The organism is Rhizobium sp. NLR8a (assembly GCF_019685235.1).
In the GTDB taxonomy this organism is placed as follows: domain Bacteria; phylum Pseudomonadota; class Alphaproteobacteria; order Rhizobiales; family Rhizobiaceae; genus Rhizobium.
In genome coordinates, this window is sequence record NZ_JABDWI010000013.1 from 136,935 (window position 1) to 160,190 (window position 23,256).

The 23,256-nt window shown below is 61.2% G+C and carries 27 protein-coding genes; 16 read left to right on the forward strand and 11 right to left on the reverse strand.

Going from position 1 to position 23,256, the window contains the following annotated elements; all coding sequences use genetic code 11:
• Window positions 1-105 precede the first annotated feature (105 nt).
• Both cimA and rarD read left to right on the forward strand, forming a co-directional pair.
• Window positions 106-1,719, forward strand: a complete 1,614-nt coding sequence (cimA, locus tag HJC04_RS24260; protein ID WP_210628456.1) for a citramalate synthase — start codon at window positions 106-108, stop codon at window positions 1,717-1,719.
• A gap of 149 nt (window positions 1,720-1,868) precedes the next feature.
• On the forward strand, window positions 1,869-2,786 hold the full coding sequence (gene rarD, locus HJC04_RS24265) for an EamA family transporter RarD (RefSeq protein ID WP_221123417.1): 918 nt from the start codon (window positions 1,869-1,871) through the stop codon (window positions 2,784-2,786).
• A 33-nt stretch (window positions 2,787-2,819) separates the two neighbouring features.
• Here the strand turns inward: rarD and HJC04_RS24270 are convergent, their stop codons facing one another.
• The 3 genes from HJC04_RS24270 to HJC04_RS24280 form a co-directional block, all read right to left on the reverse strand.
• Window positions 2,820-3,752, reverse strand: a complete 933-nt coding sequence (locus HJC04_RS24270; RefSeq protein WP_221123418.1) for a hypothetical protein — start codon at window positions 3,750-3,752, stop codon at window positions 2,820-2,822.
• A 90-nt stretch (window positions 3,753-3,842) separates the two neighbouring features.
• Window positions 3,843-4,850 (reverse strand): alpha/beta hydrolase, encoded by a 1,008-nt coding sequence (locus tag HJC04_RS24275; RefSeq protein WP_221123419.1) that lies wholly within the window; start codon window positions 4,848-4,850, stop codon window positions 3,843-3,845.
• Window positions 4,843-5,736 (reverse strand): MBL fold metallo-hydrolase, encoded by an 894-nt coding sequence (locus HJC04_RS24280; RefSeq protein WP_221123420.1) that lies wholly within the window; start codon window positions 5,734-5,736, stop codon window positions 4,843-4,845. The genes HJC04_RS24275 and HJC04_RS24280 overlap by 8 nt, the downstream gene beginning before the upstream one ends.
• An 89-nt stretch (window positions 5,737-5,825) precedes the next feature.
• Here HJC04_RS24280 and HJC04_RS24285 point away from each other — a divergent pair, with 89 nt between their 5' ends.
• A complete protein-coding gene (locus HJC04_RS24285) occupies window positions 5,826-6,761 on the forward strand; it encodes a LysR family transcriptional regulator (protein WP_210628461.1) in 936 nt (311 codons plus the stop codon).
• A 40-nt stretch (window positions 6,762-6,801) separates the two neighbouring features.
• Here the strand turns inward: HJC04_RS24285 and HJC04_RS24290 are convergent, their stop codons facing one another.
• Window positions 6,802-7,425 (reverse strand): TIGR00730 family Rossman fold protein, encoded by a 624-nt coding sequence (locus HJC04_RS24290; RefSeq protein ID WP_221123421.1) that lies wholly within the window; start codon window positions 7,423-7,425, stop codon window positions 6,802-6,804.
• A 154-nt stretch (window positions 7,426-7,579) separates the two neighbouring features.
• Here HJC04_RS24290 and HJC04_RS24295 point away from each other — a divergent pair, with 154 nt between their 5' ends.
• Complete coding sequence (locus tag HJC04_RS24295) at window positions 7,580-9,646, forward strand: LysM peptidoglycan-binding domain-containing protein (RefSeq protein WP_221123422.1); 2,067 nt, start codon at window positions 7,580-7,582, stop codon at window positions 9,644-9,646.
• Between the two features lie 210 nt (window positions 9,647-9,856).
• The gene (locus HJC04_RS24300; RefSeq protein WP_210628464.1) at window positions 9,857-11,737 is read left to right on the forward strand and encodes an ABC transporter ATP-binding protein/permease; all 1,881 of its coding nucleotides are present in this window, start codon (window positions 9,857-9,859) and stop codon (window positions 11,735-11,737) included.
• Between the two features lie 87 nt (window positions 11,738-11,824).
• Here the strand turns inward: HJC04_RS24300 and HJC04_RS24305 are convergent, their stop codons facing one another.
• Genes HJC04_RS24305 through HJC04_RS24315 form a run of 3 tightly spaced genes read right to left on the reverse strand, consistent with a single transcriptional unit; the run spans window position 11,825 to window position 13,152 of the window.
• Window positions 11,825-12,436, reverse strand: coding sequence for an ATP-dependent Clp protease proteolytic subunit (locus HJC04_RS24305; RefSeq protein ID WP_210628465.1), 612 nt, complete (start codon window positions 12,434-12,436; stop codon window positions 11,825-11,827).
• 45 nt (window positions 12,437-12,481) lie between these two features.
• Window positions 12,482-12,841 (reverse strand): SRPBCC domain-containing protein, encoded by a 360-nt coding sequence (locus HJC04_RS24310; RefSeq protein ID WP_210628466.1) that lies wholly within the window; start codon window positions 12,839-12,841, stop codon window positions 12,482-12,484.
• Complete coding sequence (locus tag HJC04_RS24315) at window positions 12,838-13,152, reverse strand: helix-turn-helix transcriptional regulator (protein WP_184453300.1); 315 nt, start codon at window positions 13,150-13,152, stop codon at window positions 12,838-12,840. The genes HJC04_RS24310 and HJC04_RS24315 overlap by 4 nt, the downstream gene beginning before the upstream one ends.
• Window positions 13,153-13,334: 182 nt before the next feature.
• On the opposite strand from HJC04_RS24315, the gene HJC04_RS24320 reads away from it, so the two are divergent.
• From HJC04_RS24320 to HJC04_RS24330, 3 genes are all read left to right on the forward strand, one after another.
• Complete coding sequence (locus tag HJC04_RS24320; protein WP_259665395.1) at window positions 13,335-14,138, forward strand: phosphatidylserine decarboxylase; 804 nt, start codon at window positions 13,335-13,337, stop codon at window positions 14,136-14,138.
• 56 nt (window positions 14,139-14,194) lie between these two features.
• Window positions 14,195-15,040 carry a CDP-diacylglycerol--serine O-phosphatidyltransferase gene (gene pssA, locus HJC04_RS24325; RefSeq protein ID WP_064801555.1) on the forward strand — a complete coding sequence of 282 codons (846 nt, stop codon included), beginning with the start codon at window positions 14,195-14,197 and terminating at the stop codon, window positions 15,038-15,040.
• A 284-nt stretch (window positions 15,041-15,324) separates the two neighbouring features.
• The gene (locus tag HJC04_RS24330; protein ID WP_164517774.1) at window positions 15,325-15,471 is read left to right on the forward strand and encodes a hypothetical protein; all 147 of its coding nucleotides are present in this window, start codon (window positions 15,325-15,327) and stop codon (window positions 15,469-15,471) included.
• A gap of 159 nt (window positions 15,472-15,630) precedes the next feature.
• On the opposite strand, the gene HJC04_RS24335 is transcribed toward HJC04_RS24330, so the two are convergent.
• Complete coding sequence (locus HJC04_RS24335) at window positions 15,631-16,395, reverse strand: SOS response-associated peptidase (protein WP_221147315.1); 765 nt, start codon at window positions 16,393-16,395, stop codon at window positions 15,631-15,633.
• A 65-nt stretch (window positions 16,396-16,460) separates the two neighbouring features.
• Window positions 16,461-16,781, reverse strand: a complete 321-nt coding sequence (locus HJC04_RS24340; RefSeq protein ID WP_210628470.1) for a YnfA family protein — start codon at window positions 16,779-16,781, stop codon at window positions 16,461-16,463.
• A gap of 182 nt (window positions 16,782-16,963) precedes the next feature.
• Here HJC04_RS24340 and HJC04_RS24345 point away from each other — a divergent pair, with 182 nt between their 5' ends.
• The 8 genes from HJC04_RS24345 to HJC04_RS24380 all read left to right on the forward strand — a co-directional run bounded on the left by HJC04_RS24345 (window position 16,964) and on the right by HJC04_RS24380 (window position 21,992).
• On the forward strand, window positions 16,964-17,380 hold the full coding sequence (locus HJC04_RS24345; RefSeq protein ID WP_085859061.1) for an NUDIX hydrolase: 417 nt from the start codon (window positions 16,964-16,966) through the stop codon (window positions 17,378-17,380).
• Window positions 17,381-17,438: 58 nt separating this feature from the next.
• The gene (locus tag HJC04_RS24350; protein ID WP_210628472.1) at window positions 17,439-17,855 is read left to right on the forward strand and encodes a TIGR02301 family protein; all 417 of its coding nucleotides are present in this window, start codon (window positions 17,439-17,441) and stop codon (window positions 17,853-17,855) included.
• 103 nt (window positions 17,856-17,958) lie between these two features.
• Window positions 17,959-18,216 (forward strand): hypothetical protein, encoded by a 258-nt coding sequence (locus tag HJC04_RS24355; protein WP_020920882.1) that lies wholly within the window; start codon window positions 17,959-17,961, stop codon window positions 18,214-18,216.
• A gap of 18 nt (window positions 18,217-18,234) precedes the next feature.
• The gene (locus tag HJC04_RS24360; RefSeq protein WP_221147316.1) at window positions 18,235-18,990 is read left to right on the forward strand and encodes a hypothetical protein; all 756 of its coding nucleotides are present in this window, start codon (window positions 18,235-18,237) and stop codon (window positions 18,988-18,990) included.
• A gap of 86 nt (window positions 18,991-19,076) precedes the next feature.
• On the forward strand, window positions 19,077-19,922 hold the full coding sequence (locus HJC04_RS24365) for a folate-binding protein YgfZ (RefSeq protein ID WP_221147317.1): 846 nt from the start codon (window positions 19,077-19,079) through the stop codon (window positions 19,920-19,922).
• Between the two features lie 29 nt (window positions 19,923-19,951).
• Entirely contained in the window at window positions 19,952-20,524 is a 573-nt protein-coding gene (locus tag HJC04_RS24370) for an HD family hydrolase (protein WP_210631660.1), read from the forward strand.
• Complete coding sequence (locus tag HJC04_RS24375) at window positions 20,521-21,051, forward strand: tyrosine phosphatase family protein (RefSeq protein ID WP_210628475.1); 531 nt, start codon at window positions 20,521-20,523, stop codon at window positions 21,049-21,051. Before HJC04_RS24370 ends, HJC04_RS24375 begins: the two co-directional genes overlap by 4 nt.
• Window positions 21,052-21,110: 59 nt before the next feature.
• Window positions 21,111-21,992, forward strand: a complete 882-nt coding sequence (locus tag HJC04_RS24380) for a mechanosensitive ion channel family protein (protein ID WP_210628476.1) — start codon at window positions 21,111-21,113, stop codon at window positions 21,990-21,992.
• A gap of 29 nt (window positions 21,993-22,021) precedes the next feature.
• On the opposite strand, the gene HJC04_RS24385 is transcribed toward HJC04_RS24380, so the two are convergent.
• Window positions 22,022-22,537, reverse strand: a complete 516-nt coding sequence (locus tag HJC04_RS24385; protein WP_210628477.1) for a superoxide dismutase family protein — start codon at window positions 22,535-22,537, stop codon at window positions 22,022-22,024.
• A 124-nt stretch (window positions 22,538-22,661) separates the two neighbouring features.
• Window positions 22,662-23,015, reverse strand: a complete 354-nt coding sequence (locus HJC04_RS24390; protein WP_210628478.1) for a hypothetical protein — start codon at window positions 23,013-23,015, stop codon at window positions 22,662-22,664.
• Window positions 23,016-23,256 lie beyond the last annotated feature (241 nt).

A 23,256-nucleotide genomic window follows, 5' to 3' on the forward strand; every position in this document is an offset into this window, starting at 1 on the left:
CCGGCATATATCTTCTCCCCCGTCAGAACGGGGAGAAGGGGGCGGCAGCCGGATGAGGGGCAGCATCCGCAGTACAACAACACCCGCTCGCCGGGAGGAAACGACATGAAAGAACGCATCTATCTGTTCGACACGACGCTTCGGGACGGGCAGCAGACGCCCGGCATCGACTTTTCCGTCGAGGACAAGATTGCGATCGCCGACATGCTGGATGAGTTCGGCCTCGATTACGTCGAAGGTGGATATCCCGGCGCCAATCCGACGGACACCGCCTTCTTCAGCGAGAAGCGCACGAGCCAGGCCACCTTCGTCGCCTTCGGCATGACGAAGCGGGCAGGCGTTTCGGTCTCCAACGATCCAGGCATCGCCGGGCTGCTGCAGGCCAAAAGCGACGCTGTCTGTTTCGTCGCCAAGAGCTGGGACTATCATGTCGCGGTGGCGCTCGGCTGCACCAACGAGGAAAACCTCGAATGCATCGCCGAAAGCGTCAAGGCGGCGGTCGGCGCCGGCAAGGAGGCGATCGTCGACTGCGAACATTTCTTCGATGGCTTCAAGGCCAATCCGGCCTATGCGATCGCTTGCGCGAAGACGGCCTATGAAAACGGTGCGCGCTGGATCGTGCTCTGCGACACCAATGGCGGAGCGCAGCCGCCGGAGGTCCGCGCCATCGTCGAAGCGGTGATCGCGTCAGGTGTTCCCGGCCGCTGTCTCGGCATTCACGCTCACAATGACACCGGCCAGGCGGTCGCCAATTCGCTTGCTGCCGTGGAAGCCGGCGTCCGGCAGATCCAGGGCACCTTGAACGGTATCGGCGAGCGCTGCGGCAACGCCAATCTGGTGACGCTGATCCCGACCCTGGCGCTGAAGAGTGCCTACAACAGCCGTTTCGAAACGGCGATCGACGAGGAACGGCTGCTCAACCTCACCCGGCTCTCGCACGCCTTCGATGAGTTGCTCAACCGCTCGCCGGATCACCAAATGCCTTATGTCGGCGCCTCCGCCTTCGCCACCAAGGCCGGCATCCATGCTTCCGCTCTGCTGAAAGATCCGCGCACTTACGAACACGTGCCGCCGGAAAGCGTCGGCAATTTCCGCAAGGTCATGGTGTCGGACCAGGGCGGCAAGGCGAACTTCATCAATGCCCTCAAGCGGCGCGGCATTATCGTCGCCAAGGACGATCCGAAGCTCGATCTCCTGATCTCGATCGTCAAGGAACGTGAATCCATCGGCTATGCCTATGAGGGAGCGGATGCGAGCTTCGAGCTGCTGGCGCGCCGCACGCTCGGTACGATCCCGGAATTCTTCACCATCGAAGGCTTCCGGGTGATGATCGAGCGCCGCTTCGACAGTCTTGGCCGCGTGAAGATCGTTTCGGAGGCGGTGGTCAAGATCACCATCGACGGCCAGACGCTGATGTCGGTTGCCGATGCAGAAGGCCCGGTCAATGCGCTTGACCTCGCACTGCGCAAGGATTTCGGCAAGTATCAGCACGAAATCGACGATCTGGTGCTCGCCGATTTCAAAGTGCGCATCCTGAATGGCGGCACGGAGGCGATCACCCGCGTGCTGATCGAATCCACCGACAGCGACGGCGTGCGCTGGTGGACGGTCGGCGTCTCGGAGAACATCATCGACGCGTCGTTCCAGGCGCTGATGGACTCTGTTATCTACAAGCTGATGAAGAACCGGCAGTTGGCCGGCAGGATCGCGGCGGAATAATCCCATCCCGCCGGTTCGGCTAACCGCGGGCAAACGCCGCCAGTGTCTCGCCCCAGATCCATCGAGGGTCGGTTCAACGAAATGAATTGGCCTATTCACGGCGCTTAAGCTAGGCCGGATCAGAAGAAGAACAAAGATGGAAACACCCGATGTCGACCGATGCATCCGTTCCGTTAATCAAGAACGAAGACAGTCCGCGCGGTTTCGCCTTTGCGCTGACAGCCTATCTGCTCTGGGGCTTCCTGCCCTTCTACATGAAGGCGGTGGCGCATATTCCGCCGGCCGAAGTCATCGCCCACCGCATCGTCTGGTCGCTGCCGCTGGCCGGGATCGTGTTGGTTCTGCTCGGGCGAACAGCCGATATCCGCGCGGCACTGCGCTCGCCGCGCATGCTGGCGATGGGCGCGCTGACCGCGTCGTTGATCACCGTCAACTGGGGCACCTATGTCTGGGCGATCGGCGCCGGCCATTCGCTTGATGCAGCGCTTGGCTATTTCATCAATCCGCTGTTCAGCATTTTCCTCGGTGCGGTGCTGCTCAAGGAGAAGCTGCAGCCGCTGCAGATCGCAGCGATCGCGCTGGCGGCGCTTGCCGTCGCCATTCTCGCATTGGACAGCGGCGGCATTCCATGGGTAGCGGTGACGCTGGCGGTCAGCTGGGGTTTTTATGCCCTGCTCCGCAAGACGCTGCCGCTAGGGCCCAACCAGGGCTTCTTCCTCGAGGTTCTGATTCTCAGCGGGCCGGCGCTCGTCTACATCCTCTATCTCGAATATGGCAGCGGTCTTGGCCATTTTTACCGTACCGGCCTTGCCGACACGTCGTTGCTGCTCGGCTGCGGTGTCGTCACCGCCGTGCCGCTGATGATCTATGCCAACGGCGCCAAACTGCTGAAGCTCTCAACGATCGGCATCATGCAGTATATCGCGCCGACGATGATCTTCCTGATCGCCGTCTTCGCCTTTCACGAGCCGCTCGGCATGGCGCGCATGATCGCTTTCCCGCTGATCTGGGCGGGACTGTTCCTCTATAGCTGGTCGATGCTGAAGGGAAGCCGAGGAAGGGAGTAGCCATCGCGCTTATCGCAAATCCGACCGCCTGGCTCAAAGCCAGGATAGCAGCGCTGTGCGGACGAGGATTCCGGCCAATGCGCTGAAGACGGCGACGCCTGCGACCGAGCGGAGCGCCGGCACCGAAGCGACAAGGATGGAGAGGCCGGGAAGGTCGAGAGGGTTTAGCAGAAATGCGGATCCGTGAATGATTTTCTCAGGCGGAAGGCTCAGTTGCTTGTGGGCGTCGATTAACAGCGTGACCGCTGCGCTCGATCCTGCCAGACACTTTGTGAGGATGAACAGGACATCCTGCTGCGAGGCGCCGAGCAGCTGAAGCAATGGCTGCGCAGCAAACGTGACGGCCGAAAGCGCGCCTGTGCTCTGGGTAAGCCTTACCAGAGCAAGTGAGATCACGAGCATCGGCAGGATCGCAGAAATGACGCCAATGGCATCCGCGCCGCCGCGATTGATCGCAGCCAGCAGATCATGCCTTGCGACGTCGCGGTCATCCGCCCTGTCGCAGGAACAGATCTTTCCGGGCAAGGAACGGCGTCCAACGATCCAACAGGCGAGAGTGGACGCAACGAGCGCTCCGCAAATGCCGTTTAAGATGATCAAACCCGGATCGACCCCGAGGCTTGCGAGCGGAAAACTGGCATTCGCCGGTGCGGCCGCAAGCACCGCGGCAAAGGCGGCGGCAATAAATTTCTCCGATCTTCCTTTGTGCACCATCAACGACAGGGCGGCGACAGGGGCAGCCGAACTGACGAGGCTGAGCTGGATGATTGCCAAGGCCCCGAAACCGTCCAGACCGAAAAGTCGGAAGAGCGGGCTGGCCTTGTCGGCGATCGATCGCAGTGCACTCACGCCCTCGAGGTAGCGCATCAGCGAAAACGTCACGATCATGAGCGGCAGAAAGGTGAATATCGCGATGTCGACGGCACTTCGTCCGGCATCCAAAATGGCGGTGATCAGAATTGTCATGGGAACGACTGGATTGATGGCCGTGAACGCTGCCGGCTTGAGGGAGGACGAGGGCTCCGGATTCGCTACCGGAGCCCCGTCGTTCAGACTCTATTCCGGTTTGAATGCTTCATCGAAGAAGCGGGCGATCTCGGAATAGGCCTGCATGCGGTGGCTCTCCATGAGAGCGAGATGCGTTGCCTCCCCGATTTCTACCCATCGCCTGTAGAAGGCGCCGGTCAGTTGCTCGAAATAGGCCCGAGCCAGGTCAAGCGGAACGTCGATGTCCCATTCGCCGTGCAACAGCAGCACCGGCGCGCGAATCTCGCTCGGCCGATAGTAGGGGTTTCCAGCTCTCCAATAGGTTCGGATGTCCTGGATCGGCCCATTGGTGGCTCGCAGTCTGCCTTGCTCCCTGTCGGCCTGCGACGTCTCCTCCGAGAGGGTCAATTCGGCCCAGAGGTCGAACCAGCCCTCGGGCACAAGACGTTCACGCGCGTATTCGGGTGCGGTGCCCAGCCAGCGCGCCAGGACCGCATGGACCGGAACAAGCCTGTAGGAGCCGAGGGCGCCACCCTGATCGATGGGGATGGGAACGTCACTCAGCCATTGCGGCGCGAGCAGCGCCAGCTTGACGACCTTGTCTGGGTTGCGCGCAGCGTATGCGCCGGCAACGGTACCGCCCCACGACATTGCGAAGACACTGACGGCCCTCAGGCCGCGAAGCCGGAGAACGAAATCGACAGCCGTTGCGAAATCGGCGACGCCGGTGTCGGTGGCGACAAGCGGCGGGTTGAGGTCGGGGTTCGCCTGCATTTCCGGCGGGCGGGTTGATTTTCCATAGCCCCGGACATCAACTGCAAAGACATCGAAGCCGCGAAGAGCGAGGAAGTCGATGAAGGACATCCCGTTGAAGGGTACGTCGTAGAGACTTCCGGACGAGAAGGTCGCCCCATGCACCATCACGATTGTTTTCTCCGCGAGAAAGTCCTCGTGGTCTTTCCTTCGCTTGTTGCGGAGATAGAGCTTGATGCCTTCGGTTCCGCTATTGATGTAATGCTCCTCAAATACGATCTCGCCGCGGTCAAAAGCTGAAGATGCAAGATTGTTCTTAGACATAGGACCACCTGAATTTTTCGCCGTCGTGGGTGACATATCCGGCAGACGAACCGGGGAAATGGGTGGAGAAGTACAGGGCGCGATTATCGGCTGCGAGTTCGAGGATGCGGCGTCTCGACTGGGCAGCCTGATCCAGGAATTCGCAGAAGACCGTGTTGAGGTCGGGCCGCTCCACCTGGATCGGATGGTGTGTGACATCGCCCGCGAAGATTGCCGCTTCATTGTCCGCCTCGAGCAGAACGGACATATGGCCGATGCTGTGGCCAGGCGTCGGCAAGAAGGAAAATCGATCCAGGAAAGGACCGCCTGCGCCGTCGATGACATCGGCAAGCCCCGCCTCGATCACCGGCCGCACGCTGTCTTCATAGACGCCGGCACTCGGAATGTTGACGTCGTTGTGGCTCGCCGTCGACGCGTAATATTCCTGCTCGGCGCGCGGGAAGACGTAACGCGCATTTTTGAAAGTGGGGATCCATCTTCCGTCCTCGAGCACGGTATTCCAACCGGAATGATCAACGTGAAGATGGGTATTTATGACGAAGTCGACGTCTTCGGGCTCTACACCCGCCTGACGCAGCCTGTCGAGAAACGGAATGGTCTGATGGTGAAAGCCGGGATTGCGCGGCCTTTCCTTGTCGTTACCCGAACCAGTATCGATGAGGATGACGTGGTCGGGCGTAGTGACAAGCCAGCTGTGAATGCTCACCACAAGGGCATCGCGGCCCTCTTCCATATCGACGGCGGAAAGCCGCGGCTCGAGGGCCTTGATCTCTTCAGATCCGGCAGCCGGGTAGAGAAACGAGGGCGGGATGTTGTGCAGATACTGCTCCTGCACTTTTCTCACTGTCGCGCCGGCAATACGATATTCCTTTCCAAGATCGCTCATGGAACTTCCTTTCGAGTTGAATTGGAACCGGGGACAGCGCTGTCTGATGCCTATGGACAATAGGGAAGATTCATGCAACGATCAAATCGATGAACGAAATTGTCTCCATCGATCATTTCAATTTGTGGTCTTTCGACCTCAACCTGCTCGTGGCTTTCGACGCGCTCATGAAGGAGCGGAGCGTTACGAAAGCTGCTGTTCGCCTGAAAATCCAGCAGCCTGCCATGAGCCACAATCTCGGCACGCTCCGTACATTGCTTCAGGACGAGCTGTTCGTGCGTGTCGGCCAGGTCATGCAGCCGACCCATCGGGCGCTGCGTTTCGCCGAAGCGGTGGAGCAGATACTCAGCCACACCCAGCAGGCGATCGTAACGCCTGCGACCTTTGAGCCAGGACAAGCCGAGCAGATATTCCGCATCGGCTTTTCCAGTGAGCTTGAGGTGCTGCTTGTGCCGCGTCTCGCCGCTGTGTTGAACGAGATAGCCCCCGGTATCAAAGTGCTTGCGCGAGCGGTCGACCCCGAGCTTGTCCACAAGCTTCTGGACGACAACATCATCGACCTCGGCGTCGGCTGCTATGATGACGGCAACAACAGACATCGGCGGAGCCTGCTGTTCGAGCAATCGCTAATGTGTTGCTACAATCCGAAGCTTCTCGATCTTCCCGAAATTTTGGATCGCGACAGCTATGTCGGGCTCAAGCATGCCCTGGTTTCACAGAAGGACGCCATCGAAGGATGCATCGATGATGCCTTGAAGCGGATCAACGTGCGACTCGACGTGTCGGTGGCTGCGCCGGAATTCCTGACCGTGCTTACCGCTGTCCTCGAAGCGCCCCTGATCGCGACCCTGCCGACCAGAATCGTGAAGCGGTATGCTGGCCTGTTCGGCTTGGCGATAGCCGAAGTTCCCCTCGATCTAGCGGTAAGCCCGATATCGATGGTCTGGTCGGCGGCAAGCGACAATGATCCCGCCAACCGATGGATGCGATCTCAGGTGACGGAGCTTGTTTCCGCCTATAGCTGAATAGAGATAGGCTGGTCAGTGCCAGGGGTTCCTACCCTGCCTACATTTTGGAGATCACCTCGTCCTCGCCCTCGCGATCGGCGGCGAGCTGGGCGGCCTGGGCCATGATTGCCGGAATGATGCCGGCGACGTCGTCGACGACGAGCGGCTGCACCCGATGAGCGGTGTGCAGGAAGCCTTCTTCCGTCATATGGCGCATCAGTTCCATCATCGGATCCCAGAAACCGTTGATATTGGCAAAGACCATCGGCTTTTCATGACGGCCAAGCTGCGCCCAGGTCATGATCTCGACGATCTCCTCCAGCGTGCCGATGCCGCCGGGCAAGGCGACGAAGGCATCGGAACGCTCGAACATCGTATGTTTGCGCGCGTGCATGTCAGGGGTTACAATAAGTTCGTTGAGCTGACCGAGCGAATGGCGAGTCGCTTCCATATCGATCAGAAATTCCGGGATGATACCCGTCACCTGACCACCGCCTGAAAGCACCCCGCTCGCAACCGCGCCCATGATGCCTTTGGTACCTCCGCCATAGACGAGGCGCAGGCCGTATTCGGCGATCTCTCTTCCGAGAGCACGCCCGGCCGCCATGTGGGAAGGATCGCGTCCCGGCCTTGAGCCGCAGTAAACGCAGATGGATCGAATCGGTACAGATTGTTCGGTCATAGGGCAAAACAACTATTCCATTTCAATGCAGTCAAGAAAATTGACTGAAAAGAAGCATGCCGAGCTTGCCAAATTGCGTTGAATGCTTGTGAAAAGCATCGGAAATCGCTAGCAATTTCGGTTACTACGGCAAATTGCCGCCTTGGGAGACATAATGATGAAGAACCGTGCCGGCTTGCTGGCCCTTGCAGTGCTCGTAATCGCAATCCTACTCATGGTATTCTTCGTCATGCCGCGCATCGGCGGCGATGCATCCAAAGTCGGCGACGCCATCAACCAGGCGGGCACGGAGCTCAAGAACACGGTTAACGAAGCGGCAAAGACATCACGCTCTGCCGTGGCCGACTCGGCTGCGGTCGGCGATCAGGTTAGACGCCTTTCGGCCGATGCCGGCATGGCGCTCGGCGAGCTGAAGGCGCTGTTCGCCGACGGCAAAGGCCCAGCCACCGATGTCTTCACAGCCGCCAAAACCAAGGCCATGAATACGCTCACCGCACTTGTCGGCTTCACCGTTCCCGAGGGCATCGATCCTGCAACACAGGCCATTGCCGCCAAGGCCAAGGAAGGCGGTGCCAAGGCGCTCGCCATCGTGCAGTCGCTGCCGGAAAACATCGCCGATGCGCCTGCCGCGATTGCCAAGGCCGAAGCTGCGCTGATCGGCGCGCCGGAGCCAGCCTCTGCCGCGACCGCGGCGGCCGCAAATTCCGGCTCGAAGGTTCCCGCCTTCGACGTCCTGCGCGTCGAGCCTGATGGATCGACCGTCATCGCCGGCTCCGCCGAGCCGAACGGTAAGCTCGAAGTACTCGACGGCGAAAAGGTGGTGACGACGGCCGATGTCGGCCCGAGCGGCGATTTCGCCGCCGTCCTCGACGACCCGCTTCCGGCCGGGGACCACCAGCTCGTGCTCAAGGTGACGGGCAAGGATGGCAAGACCGCTCTCTCCGAAGAAGTCGCCACCGTTTCCGTGCCGAAGGACGGCAATGCCGCCAACCTGCTCGCCATGGTCTCCAAGCCCGGCGCGGCGAGCCGCATCATCACGGCGCCGACGGGCGGCACCGAGGTCGCCGACGCCGCCAATCCATTGGCGCCGGCTGCCGACAAGCCGGCAACCAGCGAGGCTGCGACTGCTCCCGCTGCAGCCGACGCGCCTTCCGCAACAGCAGCACCGACCGGTGAGTTGGCGCTGCAGACGCCCGGTCTGCCCGGCGCCTCCGCCGGTGGGACAGACGCGGCGCCGGCTGTTCCCGGTGCTGGCGAAACCGACAAGGCCACTGCGCCCGATGTGATGGTCAACGCCGTGGAGATCGAGGGCAACAAGATCTTCATTGCGGGCATGGCTCGGGCCCACGCCAAGGTCCTCGGTTATGCCGACGACAGCCTTGTCGGCCAGGACACGGCCGGTCCCGACGGCCATTTCGTCATCGACGGCGTCGCGGCCCTTTCGGTCGGCGATCATAAGATTCGCGTCGACGTCGTCGATCCCGCGGGCAAGGTGATCGTGCGGGCCGCGGTGAACTTCAATCGCCCGGCCGGCGATCAGGTGCGGGTTGCTGCTCAAGCCGGCCCCGCCGATGCAAATGGTGCTTCCTCGATGGTGCCGCTCGACGAAGGTGAACTCGGCAAACTCAAGGCCGAAGCCGGCAAGGCGTTCGGGCTTTTGAAGGGGCTGTTTGCCGATGGCAAGCTGCCCGGCGACGAACAGCTGGCGGCGGCGCGCTCGGCAACGGAATTCGCGCTGCGGTCTGTCGCCGACTTCCGCCCGGCAGCCGATGCGTCCGACAGCTTCAAGCAGGCCTCCGGCTCCTCCTCGCAAACCGCCGCCAAGGCGCTGAAAATGCTGCAGGATCTGCCGAAGGATGCAAAATCGGTCGGCGCCGGGCTCGACGGGTTGGGTGTGATCATCGGTGAACTGACCGACACGCCCGCACCGGCCGCGCCCACCGCAAACGATGCTGCGAGCAATCAGCCGAAGACGATCGAACAGGCGCCGCTGACGGCAAACAATGCGGCGGTCATCATCCGCCGCGGCGACACGCTGTGGCAGATTTCTCGCCGCACCTACGGCCTCGGCGTGCGTTATACAACGATCTACATCGCCAACGAGGACAAGATCGTCGACCCTGATCGCATCCGTCCCGGCCAGATTTTCGGCCTGCCGAAGGATGCGCTGCCGAACGCCGAGGAACTGCACCGCAAACGGCTCTCCAAGCAGCACCTCTAAAAGGTAGCGCCTTAAGCGCAACGCGACATGATGAGACCGGGCGGGAGAAACGCCCGGTCTCACTTTTCCCGGCCCCTGTACGTGTTGCATTCCTCGATCCGACGCCCTATCTGCCGGTGGCGGTTCGGGATTCAGGTAAGCGCGCCAGGCGCGCCCCTGCCCTACGCCTTGCCGGACATCGAAGCAAATCATCCGGACTGGAGACACGGCATGGCAAACGGCAAGACAGTTTCGGAATCACACCTGCTGCGGACGCTATTCAACCTCTGGCCCTATATGTGGCCGGCCGGGCGAACCGACCTCAAGATGCGGGTCGTCTGGGCGTCGGTCTATCTGCTGATCTCCAAGTTCGTCCTGCTGCTCGTCCCTTATTTCTTCAAGTGGTCCACCGATGCACTGAACGGCAGGATGGACCTCGCAGGCGGCGCGGTACCGCCGCTCCTTGCCGGCGCCATCGCCCTCGTCATCGCCTATAACGTCACCAGGCTGATCCAGCTCGGCCTCAACCAGCTGCGCGACGCGCTCTTTGCCAGCGTCGGGCAACATGCGGTGCGCCAGCTCGCCTACAAGACCTTCGTGCACATGCACGAGCTGTCGCTGCGTTTCCATCTGGAGCGAAAGACCGGCGGGCTGTCGCGCATCATCGAGCGCGGCACCAAGGGCATCGAGACGATCGTGCGCTTCACGATCCTCAATTCCGTTCCGACCGTCATCGAATTTTTGTTGACGGCGGTGATCTTCTGGTGGGGCTACGGCTTCTCCTATCTTGCCGTCACCGCCTTTACCGTCTGGGCCTATATCTGGTTTACGATCCGCGCATCCGACTGGCGCATCGCCATCCGCCGCTCGATGAACGACAGCGACACTGACGCCAACACCAAGGCGATCGACTCTCTGCTCAATTTCGAAACCGTCAAATATTTCGGCAACGAGGAGATGGAGGCCAAACGCTTCGACAAGTCGATGGAACGCTACGAGAAAGCGGCGACCGACGTCTGGACGTCGCTCGGCTGGCTGAACTTCGGCCAGGGTGTCATTTTCGGTATCGGCACCACCATCATGCTGGTGCTGTCGGCGCTGGCGGTGCAGCGCGGCGAGCAGACGGTTGGCGATTTCGTCTTCGTCAATTCGATGCTGCTGCAGCTTTCCGCGCCGCTCAATTTCATCGGTTTCGTCTACCGCGAAATCCGCCAGGGTCTGACCGACATCGAGCAGATGTTCGATTTGCTCGAGGTGAAGGCGGAGGTCAAGGATGCCCCCGGCGCGGCCGAGCTTCGGATCCACAAGGGCGCGATCTCCTTCAAGGATGTACACTTCGCTTACGATTCGGCGCGTCCGATCCTGAAAGGCATTTCCTTCGAGGTGCCGGCCGGCAAAACGGTCGCGGTGGTGGGGCCGTCGGGCGCCGGAAAATCGACGCTGTCGCGCCTGCTCTACCGTTTCTACGATATCCAGAGCGGCACCATCACCGTCGACGGCCAGGATATCCGCACCGTGACGCAGAAGAGCCTGCGCTCTCATATCGGCATGGTGCCGCAGGATACCGTGCTGTTCAATGACACGGTCGCCTACAATATCCGCTACGGCCGCACGTCGGCGAGCGATGGCGAGGTGTTTGCGGCGGCCGAGGTGGCGCAGATCGCCCATTTCATCGAGACGCTGCCCGAAGGCTTCGATACCAAGGTTGGCGAGCGCGGGCTCAAGCTTTCCGGCGGCGAGAAACAGCGTGTGGCGATCGCCCGCACCATCCTCAAGGCGCCGCCGATCCTGATCCTCGACGAAGCGACATCGGCCCTCGATACGACGACGGAACGGGAAATCCAGACGGCCCTCGACGTGGTTTCGAAGAACCGGACGACCTTGGTCATCGCCCACCGGCTTTCGACGGTCATCGGCGCGGACGAGATCATCGTGCTCAAAAGCGGCGAGATCGCCGAACGTGGCACGCATGCCGCCCTTCTCGAAAGGAACGGCCTCTATGCCTCGATGTGGAACCGCCAGCGCGAGGCGACGCAGGCGGAGGAGCATCTGAAGCAGGTGCGCGACAGCGACGAGATGGGCGTGATCACGCGGCTTGCCCCGGCAGGCTGAAGCGGGAGGCGGTAGCGTCACCCAGCCACTAACGTAAATGTGGAATCGCTGGAACGATCTTCAGCAATCGTTTTTTTGCGGCACGGCTTATAGGCTGCTGGTGTCTTCCCGAACCTTCAGAATACGGTCTATAAGACCCCATTCAAGCGCTTCCTCCGCCGTCATGAAGCGGTCGCGATCCATCCCGCGCTCAAAGTCGTCGTAGGAACGTCCGCAATGCTCCGCGTAGAGCCGCGTCATGCGTTGCTTGGTCTTTAAAATTTCCTCGGCATGAATCAACATGTCGGAAGCCTGTCCTTGAAAGCCGCCGGAGGGCTGATGAATGAGGATACTGGCATTGGGCAATGCGGCTCTTCCGCCGGGTTCGCCTGCCATCAGCAGGAACGATCCCATTGAACGGGCCGTCCCCATGCAAAGTGTATGTACCGGCGCACGGATGAAGCGCATGGTGTCGTACATGGCCAGGCCGCTGGTCACGCCGCCGCCCGGCGAATTGATATAGAGGTTGATGGGCTTTTTCGGGTTTTCCGCTTCCAGAAACAGCAGTTGCGCGCAGACGAGCGCCGAAACGGTATCGTTCACCTCGCCATTGAGGAAGATAATCCGCTCGCGCAGAAGCCGGGAATAGATATCAAAGGATCGCTCCCCCCGGCTGGACTGTTCTATGACCATAGGGACGAGTTGCATCGCTTCGCGCATCGGCGACCTCCAGACTTTCAGAAGCTAAGGGGAAGGCTCGCCGGGTCAGGCGGCGAGCATGAGAGGCGGGCTGTTGCCGTTCGCCGGCGCTCTTGTCCTTCCATCGAATCTTGCGTCCGTCAGTTGGTGGACGATCCGAAGGCAGGTGCCGCCAATGGCATTCGGGGTGATCGTGAATGTCACAATACTTTCAAGGAAAGGCGGGGTATCGTCACGCAGCTTGTAGCGAACTTCCTGGCCCGGGGTGACGGTGATCGCATCGGGATCAGCCAATGCTTCCTTCGGCAACCATCTTTCCCGAAGTTCAGGAACGGTGACGGCACGCCAGACCTTTTGCGGCGGATCGCCCAAGTCAAACTCCAACTCGACGCCGCTATCCTGCTCCTTGGTCTTCCCTTTGTTCATTGATCCATGTCCTTCAGCAAGACTTTGAGTGCTGCGATACGCTCCGGCCAATAGGCGCGGTATTTTGCGAGCCACTGGGCGATGAGAGCCAACCCATCGGGGTTGACTTCGTAATTCACGAAACGCCCCTGTCGTTCTTCCCTCACGAGCTTTGCACTGCGCAGAACCGCGAGGTGTTGCGACATCGCCGGCTGGCTAATCTCCATGCCCTCGCGCAAGGCACTCGCGTTCATGCTCCCTGCCGCCAGCTTCTCAAAGATCGCACGGCGGGTCGGGTCTGCCAAAGCTCGGAAAAAGTCATTCTCGATCATGCGAACACATAAGCACGTACTTATGCGATTCGCAAGCAATTTCGAGGCAGCTTTCTGTTGCTGCGGAAATCCTAGCCGATGTCCGCATCGGGCCGAAGCCGGTCAAAAGCTACATAGTGGGATCATAAAACCTTAGCGATTCCACATTTACGTTAGTCGATGGGTAGCGTTACCGGCTTTTGTTGTTCAGAACCACGACGGCGGAACCAGGGCCAGGGTCGCAGCATTGCTCAGGAGCTGGTTTTTCGCTAACCAGCAAAAACCGAAAAGCAAGGAGACCGGCAGCCATGAGCCTGTTCAACACGGTTCGCAACACGATCGTGCCCGTGCACAAGGAGGGTTACCCCTTCGTCGCCGCCTTCTTCGTCGCATCGCTGGTGCTGGGCTGGATCTTCAAGCCGCTCTTCTGGATCGGCATGATCTTCACGCTTTGGTGCGCCTATTTCTTCCGTGATCCCGATCGGGTGACCCCGCAGGACGACGATCTCGTGATCTCTCCCGCCGACGGCAAGGTCTCGGCGATCCAGATGGTGACCCCGCCGGCAGAGCTCGACCTCGGCTCCGAGCCGATGCTGCGCATTTCCGTCTTCATGAACGTCTTCAACTGCCATGTGAACCGGGCGCCGATGCGCGGGCGCATCGTCAGCATCAACTACCGCTCCGGCAGCTTCGTCAACGCCGAACTCGACAAGGCGAGCGAGGACAACGAGCGCAACGGGCTGGTGATCGAAACGCGGCACGGCCAGATCGGCGTCGTGCAGATTGCCGGCCTCGTGGCGCGGCGTATTCTTTGCTGGGCAAACACCAACGAGCCGCTGGACGCCGGCGAACGTTTCGGACTGATCCGTTTCGGCTCGCGGCTCGACGTGTTCCTGCCCGCCAGTGCGGCGCCACGCGTCTCGCTCGGTCAGACGGCGATTGCCGGGGAAACCGTCATCGCCGAATTCGCCTCCGCCAAGGGTCCGGTCATCAGCCGCCGCAGCTAAAGCGCGGAACCTCCGCGCCTTTGCCGGAATTGCTCAAGGAACGATTGGAACGCGACATGGAAACACCCTTTCCGCCTTTCGAGCCAAACGGCCCGGATGATTCCGCCCGCGGCCCACGCCTGCGCGAGATTCCGTTCCGCCTCGTCTTTCCGAACCTCATCACCATTCTGGCGATCTGCGCAGGCTTGACCGGCATCCGGCTCGCTTTCGAGAACCGTTACGAACTCGCCGTCGCAATGGTGCTGCTCGCCGCCTTCCTCGACGGCATCGACGGGCGCGTGGCGCGGCTGATGAAGGCGACTTCGAAGTTCGGCGCGCAGATGGATTCGCTTGCCGATATCGTCAATTTCGGCGTTGCGCCTGCTCTCGTCGTCTATGTCTTCGCGCTCGACCAGGCCCGCTCGCTCGGCTGGATCGCCGCGCTGATTTATGCGATCGCCGCCGGCCTTCGCCTTGCTCGCTTCAATGTCATGGCTGAGCGCGAAAACAAGGCGAGCTGGCAATCGGAATATTTCGTCGGAGTTCCCGCGCCGGCCGGCGCCATGCTGGTGCTGCTGCCGGTCTATCTCGGCTTCCTCGGCCTGGCGACGGACCGCACCTTCGCCTATCTCTCTTCGGTCTATACCGTTGCCATCGCCTTCCTGCTCATCAGCCGGCTGCCGGTCTGGTCGGGCAAATCTGAAGGCAACCGCTTGCGGCGCGATCTGGTGCTGCCGATGATGCTCGGTGTTGTGCTCTATGTGGCCCTGCTGATGAGCTACACCTGGGAGGTAATGGTCTTCACCGTTGCCGCCTACCTCGTCTCCCTTCCCTTCGGCGCTCGCAGATGGCGGCGGAAATATGGAACCCTGACGATCGAAGAACCCGGCGTCGGCGACGACGATATCGGCCGGCACATCTGACCTGCGCGCGCTTCCGGATTCTCCCGGGCCACGGAATTGCTTCTCTCCCTGTTGTCGCCTGTTCCCGGACATACGCCCACGCGTCTTCCCGGGGAAAACCGCTCTGCGGTTTTTTTGGAACCGCTACCTTCAGTAAGTATTAACCAACGTAGGCTTCAGTTAAGCCTCGCGAATTATGGTGGGCGTTCACAAATCCTGATAAGCGACGCCGCCGTTTTGTCGCTATTTCCGACGAAAAGCAAAATTACAAAATACCCAGGGAAGCAACACGCAAGGAGAGTATCGTGACTTCGAAGAAGAGCAGTACCGGCGAACAACAGGCGGCCAAGCCAGACCTCGCCGCCAACTATCGCCCGGTCGGCTTGAAGGCCGTTGCCGCCGCATCGCTGATGGCAAAGAACAAGCCGGACAGCGTCAAGAAATCCGCTTGAAGCGCCGAGCTTCGAACAGCAGTCATCCGCGCTTCACGTTCGGTTTCTGGCCCATCCGGCATGGCGTCATCCCAAGACTGCGGCATGGCTCTCGTGACCTGCCTTAAGCATCGCGGGTGAGCCGAACAGCGGCCGTGCCGGAAGCGGCCGGTCCCGCTTTTAGAAAAAGCTGAGCTGGCCGTGATCCGGCCCTTGTTTCGCAGGCGCCTCGAGCGGTGTTTCGACGACGATCAACTCCTGCAGGTCCGGCCCCATATTGGCAACCTTGTCGACCTTGTCGGAAACCGGGATGGCCTCGAAAAAATCGGCCTGAGCAGGCTGCATCAGGTCGACCACCTCGCGCGGTTCCTGCGTCTTGCAATCGAGCCAGCGCGAGAAGTCCTCCGGTTTTATGACGACAGGCATGCGATCGTGGATCGCGGAGACGCCCGCATTGGCTGACGTCGTGAGGATCGCACCAGTATCGACCTCCGAACCGTCGGCCGAAGACCATGTCTCCATCAGTCCCGCGAAGGCGATGACCCCGCCCCGGCGCGGCCTGATCCAATAGGCCTGCGGCTTGCGGCCGCTCTCCTTTGACGGGCGCTGCCATTCGTAAAAACCTGAGGCCGGAATAAGCACGCGTCGATGACGCATCGCCGCCCGAAAGGAGGCCTTGCCGATCGCGGTCTCGGCGCGCGCGTTGATCAGCAGCGGGAAATCCTTCGGGTCCTTGACCCAGCCCGGCGTGAAGCCCCAGCGCACGAGTACGGCGCGCCGGTCGGGCAGGTTGCTGGCCCGCTCCCTGCCCTCGCCTGCGATGACGACGAGGATCGGCTGCGTCGGGGCGATGTTGTAGCGCGCCGGAAAATCGTCGAGATCGAGACCGGAGAAGAAGTTGCGCAGGTCGGCGCTGGAACTTGTCAGGGCGAAACGTCCACACATCGGCCCGTCTTTGCATCCGGCCCGAGTCCGGTCAAGGCGTACTGCATGCTTTTGCGTGACGTGTTTCAGGCTCGCGGCGCAAAGAGGATGACGCTCGCTCCGGCGAGGCAGATCAGTCCGCCGCCGATATCATAACGATCGGGCACGCGGCCTTCGATCAGCCACAGCCAGAAGAGCGAGGCGAGAACATAGATGCCGCCATAGGCTGCGAAGGTTCGACCGGCGGCATCGCTCGGCACCAACGTCAGAAGCCAGGCGAAAAACGCGAGCGAGATCATGCCCGGCGCCAGCCACCAGATGGGCTTTTCAAGCTTCAGCCACGCCCAGAAGGCGAAACAGCCGGCGATCTCGAAAACGGCGGCAAAGGCGTAAATGAGATAGGTCACGCAAAGCCCTTTCGAATATTTTGACTTCTTGTTGCACAGATATCGTTATCTCAGGAACCGCTGCGGAGATTTTTGGGGGTTGTCTCGGGCGCTATCCCACACGAAAATCGGGCAGGGCCCGCAGCCGCGACCCGCAATCATCAGCCCGTCAGATCGAACAGGCCGTCACAGCAAGAGCAGCCATGACCTCCACCGCCAAAGCCGCCTCCTCCGCCATTCTCGAACGCGACGGGCGATTCCTTCTGGTGTTGCGACGCAACCCGCCCTCTGCCGACATGTATGCCTTTCCCGGCGGGCGCGCCGAGCCGGGCGAAACGCCGGAGCAGACGGCGCTGCGGGAGTTCCGCGAGGAAACCGGCATCTCGGCGCATAATCCGCGGCTGTTTTCAACCTATGACCTCAAGACGCATGGGCCAGATGGCAGCATTAGGAGTCATTTCTTCCTGTCAGTCTTTTGCGTCGACGCCGACCGGGAAATGGTGGCGGAAGCCGCCGACGATGCGGCGGCGCTTGGCTGGTATACCGTGGAGGAGATCCGGCGGCTGCCTGTGCCGCAAAGCGTGCTCGAATGCGCGGAACGGCTGGCGGGCGGTGAATAGAAGTGGAAACTTTCAAGGGCGCCTTGTTGCCGTCACGCTCAACGTATCAACTGGAAGCATGATTCCCGTTCGACGCGTTGTCCTGTCTCTGCTCGTGCTTGCCGGCCCTGCCATGGCGCAGGGCAAGAATACGGCGCCTGCGCAGGAGGAGATTGCGCCGCCGGTCGCGACCGTGCCCTATGACGACAAGCTGGCGCGGCTCGCCGAAGTGCTGGGTTCGGTGCATTATCTGAGAACGCTTTGCAAGGCGCCGGGCGGGGATGAGTGGCGGGAAGGCATGAAGCAACTGCTCGATTCGGAGACAGGCAACGAACCGCAGCGCAAGGAAAGGCTCACCGCCGCCTTCAATCGCGGCTACCGAACCTTCGCGTCCGTCTACACGGATTGCACCCCGGCGGCCATCGTGGCAGAAGAGCGCTACCGTAACGAAGGTGCAACACTCGCCACAGAAATTACCTCGCGCTTTGGAAATTGACGTTTAATTAACCTGTTTTCGCATGCGGACGTGTCGTTTTGGGAAAAGGCTGTTAGTGTTATTAACGGTGCAGTAAGACATGAGAAGTTCTGAGGAAAAGACAATGGAAGCAAGCCTCAACGACATCGACGACATGATCGTCCACGAAAAGATGCAGGCGGCTCTGGAGTACCAGAACGAGGCTTGGGCCGACGGCATGGCCGACGGGATCGAACCGGAGATCATTGCTGATGCCGCCATCGCGCATGCCCTGCGCGAAACCATTCGATTGCACGGGGAAAACAGCGCCGAAGCTCTGCTCGATTCGCTGCGCGACCGTATGCTTGCCGGCGAATTTTCCGCCAACCGCACCCTGCAATAATTACTATCAGAGAGTTCGATGCGCATCGGTAAAGAGAAAGTTTCGCGAATTCGGCTCGCGCCGGTGCTGCTTGCGCTGAGCTTTGCCGCCGGCACCGTCCTCCTTGCGCCCTCGGCCTACGCGCTTTCCGAACTCCACAAGATCCCCGGCCAGGCCCCCAGCGACGCGCCGCCCGCACAGGGAAGTGCTGAGGGGCAGAACCAGACCCAGGGCACAACTCCCAGCGTTCCCATGGCGGAGCCGCTGGTCAACAGCCAGAACAATCAGGGCGTTGACAAGACGCCGGGTGCCCAGGACGCATCCAAGCCGGTCGAGGTGATTTACGACATCAATAAGGCGCCCGAGCCGGTTCGAAAAATGCGGCAACAGATCGTCGAGGCCGCCGCCTCCGGCGACCTCGAACGGCTGCGGCCGCTGATGGGCGCTGGCAAAGACCAGACGCAGGTGACGGTGGGCGAAGCGAGCGACGACCCGATCGGCACGCTGAAAGATCTCTCCGGCGATCCCGACGGAGACGAAATTCTCGCCATCATGCTCGACATCGTCTCGACCGGTTTCGTTCATGTCGGCCAGGGCACAGCCGACGACATGTATGTCTGGCCCTATTTTGCAGAGAAGGATCTGAAGTCGCTGACCCCGCCGGAGCGAGTCGAGCTGCTGCGCATCGTCACCGCCGGCGATCTTTCCGACATGCAGGAGTTCGGCGGATATAATTTCTACCGCCTCGGCATTACGCCCGACGGCAAGTGGAAATTCTTCACGGCGGGCGACTGACGCCGCCCCGCGGCATGTCGCATGACCTTGCGATCCGCTTTACGAAGTCATACCTCTGAGCGACGACCAACGCGACAGGTTCCGCCATGCCAGCCGTATTCCTGAAAGACCGCTCACTGCTCTCCGTCGGCGGCGCGGACGCCCAGTCCTTCCTACAGAACCTGATCACCACCGATGTCATTTCCCTGGGCGCGGACGAGGCGCGGCCCGGAGCACTGCTGACACCGCAGGGCAAGATCCTGTTCGACTTCATGGTCTGGCAGGACGGCGTCGGCTATCTGATCGAGACGGATGCCGGCCAGTGCGAAGCGCTGGCGAAGCGGCTGACGATGTACAAGCTGCGGGCCGCCATTACGCTTACGACCGTCGCTGAGAATGGCATTACCGTTTGCTGGGGCGAGGATGCCGATAGCATCGGCGGTGCTCGAGACAGCCGCTTCGCCAAGGCGGGTGTCCCGCTGCGCCGCCGGGCAGGAAGGCATGGCGATGATGCGCCGTCACTCTACGACGCGCTGCGCATCCGCCATGGTATCGTCACCTCAGGATCGGACTTCGCCTTACAGGATGCCTTCCCGCATGACGTGCTGATGGATCTGAATGACGGCCTCTCCTTCAAGAAAGGCTGCTATGTCGGCCAGGAGGTTGTCTCGCGCATGCAGCACCGCGGCACCGCGCGCCGTCGCGTTGTCACCGTGTCCGCCGCAACGACCTTGCCTCAAATGGGCACGCAGATCACGGCCGCCGGCAAGCCGGTGGGGACACTCGGTTCGGTCGAGGGCGGCAGCGGGCTTGCGATCGTGCGAATCGACCGCGCCGGTGCCGCGATGGCGGAAGGCACGCCGCTGCTGGCCGGCCAAACGCCGGTTTCCCTCGCCCTGCCGCCATGGTCCGGGCTTGTCTTCCCCACCAGCGTCGACGAGGCCAGCGCGTGACGGCCAAAGCTCCGCGTGCCTGGCAACGCATGCTGTCCGGGCGCAGGCTCGATCTGCTCGACCCCTCGCCGCTCGATGTCGAACTCATCGATATCGCCCATGGGCTCGCGCGTGTGGCACGCTGGAACGGCCAGACATCAGGCGATCATGCCTTTTCGGTGGCGCAGCACAGCCTCGTCGTCGAAGATATTTTCCGCCGCTTCAACAATGCGCGGCCGGAGGACTGTCTGATGGCGCTGCTCCACGACGCGCCCGAATATGTGATCGGCGACATGATCTCGCCGTTCAAATCCGTTGTCGGCGGCGGCTACAAGGCGGTGGAAATGCGGCTGGAGGCCGCCGTGCATCTGCGCTTCGGCCTGCCGCCGCATCCGTCGGGCGATCTCAAGGACCGGATCAAGAAGGCCGACACGATCGCCGCCTATTTCGAGGCAACAGTCCTTGCCGGTTTCACGCCCGCCGAGGCGCAGAAATTCTTCGGCCAGCCGCGCGGCATCAGCAAGGAGATGCTGATGATCGAACCTTTGCCGGCGCTGGAAGCACAGCGGTTGTTCTGCGAGCGCTTTGCGGCGATCGAGGCCGAGCGGGGGATGGTATCGTGAGCTTCATCGTCGTCTCGCCGCTCTCGCGTATCGCCGAAATGGCGGTGCGCCACAAGGCGGGCGACATGATCAGCCTGATCGCCAAAGAACAGACCTTTCACCGGCCGGGTGTGATCGCCCCCGACCGCCATCTGACGCTTTCGATGAACGACATCGCGTTCAAGGGCACCGGCGGTCTCGTGGCGCCGGACGAAACGCATGTGCAAGCGATCATCGAGTTTGCCGCATCATGGCGGCAGGAGACCCCGCTGCTCATCCATTGCTGGATGGGCGTGTCGCGATCGCCGGCCGCGGCACTCATCGCAGCGTTGTCGATCGCGCCGGATCAGGACGAGGAAGGACTTGCCTGTCGGTTGCGCGCCGCCTCGCCTTTCGCGACGCCGAACGCCCGGCTGATCGAGATCGGCGACACATTGCTTGACCGCGGCGGCCGGCTGGTGGCGGCCGTAAAGGCGATCGGCCGCGGTGCCGACGCCGATGGCAACGCACCCTTCCTGCTTACGATCCGCGACGACGCCTGCAGTTGACGCTGCTGCCGTCCGCTCCATCTTGGCCTCGACCCATGCACAATTCTCAAGGCCTGATCATGGAACAACAAGCAGCCGACGTCCTCCTCGCCACCCGCACGGCACTCAGCCAGGCAAGCGCACTTGCAGTCCAATATTCCTTCTCGATCCTCGGGGCGTTGATCCTGCTCGTCATCGGCTGGACGCTGGCCGGCTTTGTCAGCCGCTGGGCCTATGAGGGCCTGTCGCGCATCCATGGCATCGATGAGACCCTGGCGCGCTTCTTCACCAACGTGGTGCGCTATGCGCTGTTGATCCTGGTGTTCATCACCGTTCTCGGCCAATTCGGCGTCCAGACCGCCTCGATCATCGCCGCCCTCGGTGCAGCCGGCCTGGCGATCGGGCTGGCGCTGCAAGGGACACTGCAGAATATCGCGGCTGGCATCATGCTCCTGATTCTCAGGCCGTTCCGCGTCGGCGAATATATCGAAACCAGCAGCGTGGCCGGCACGGTGCGCGAGATCGGATTGTTCGCCACGGAACTCAGAACCGGCGACGGGCTCTATCGGCTGGCGCCAAATTCGACGCTGTGGAACACGCCGATCACCAACTTCAGTCGTGAACCTACGCGGCAAAACGACCTGAAAATCAGCATTTCTCGTGAGGATGACCTCGATCTGGCGATGGAGACGTTGATGGGCATTGCCAAAGGTAACCCAAGAGTGCTGGCGTCACCGGCACCCCACGTTTTCATCGACAGCCTTGGTGAAAGCACGATATCGCTAACGCTGCGCTACTGGGCAAAGACCGGTGACTGGTGGCAGGTCAGCCGCGACATGGTGAAGCGGGTAAAACTTGCCTTCGATGAAAAGGGCGATCCGACCGCTGTGCGGGACGGTGGAAGTTCCGCGCTAGGAAAAAGGTCCAACGGCACGGCGACGGAAAAGCCGACACGGCAGTGAAACGCTGCAGCGCAGGGGCGCTCGTCGGCCTATTCGACCACGCCGCAGGCTAGTCTTTCCCCGGCGTCACCGGAAGGCTGGCTGCGATAATCGTCGGAATTGGCGTGCACCATCAATGCGCGGCCGCGAATGCCATCTTTCTTGCCATCGAGCGTGACCATGCCGTCGAAGATCTGCGCTCTGAGCACCCCGTCCTGTCCGACATATTGATTGGGCATGTCGCCGGCATGCGGCCCTTTGGCGGCAAGGAGGCCATGTTCGGCCGAGTCCGGGTTGAAATGACCACCTGCCGATTCGTAATGGCTCGCCGCGTCGCAGCGGCCGGTTTCATGAACATGAAAGGCCACCCATTTGTTCGCCGGCAGCCCCGATATCTCCACTTCGATCAGGACGCCGCCATTGGCGGCGGCCGTCAACTGGGCGCGGCCATTTTCCTTGCCGTCCTTGCCGACGAAGTTGGCGACCGCCGTCTGCTTGTCCTGAGCGCTTGCCGGCAATGCAGCCGCCAGCAGGCTCAGGGCGGCGATGAAGCGCATGGCTTTCATGGAGATCTCCTTCCCTCCGGTTGTTCTTCTGAACGTATCAACCCGAAAGGTGTTCCTCTGCGGAGCATCCAAAGAGAAAAGCCGGCCAACGGGCCGGCTTTAGATCACGTGCGCTGTGACAGTGTCAGGCAACGGCGTCGAAATCGAACTGGCCGTAGGTCTTGCGGTAGAGATCGTCGGATTGACTGCCGGTTTCCGACGCGGTCTGCTGCAGCGGATAGGGGACGGCGATGCTGCTTGTCGTGCCGCTATCGTGGGTATCCATCATCAGCGCGATCAGGCTGCCGGAAAATTTGGGCTGAGTCTCGCTGCCCATGTCTTCCTCCAGGAGTTCCTTGATGATGCCGGGCTTCTCATCGGCGGCACGCTCGCCGCGGCTCAACACGCCGTCGCCGTTTAGATCAAGCCGCGAAAGCGTCGCGAGATACGCATATGAAGTGTCTGAAACGGATGTGGTGCGGGTCACACAAACCTCCATTCACCGCCTTTTGCCGGTGGCGTTTCTACGCAATACGGGGTGGGAAATAACTGTTGACTCGGTGGTTAAACTGATTTGCGCAGTGCGTCAATAAGCTGTTAACTTCTCGTTAACAATGGTTGACGGAAATTAACGGAGTGCACTCAGACCCGCGCTCCGCCGGCAGCCCTCCCGGTTTTTCGGCGATTTTCAGCATCGAAACAAGCGTCTGACGGCGTGCACCAGTGCTGCACTGCAACCG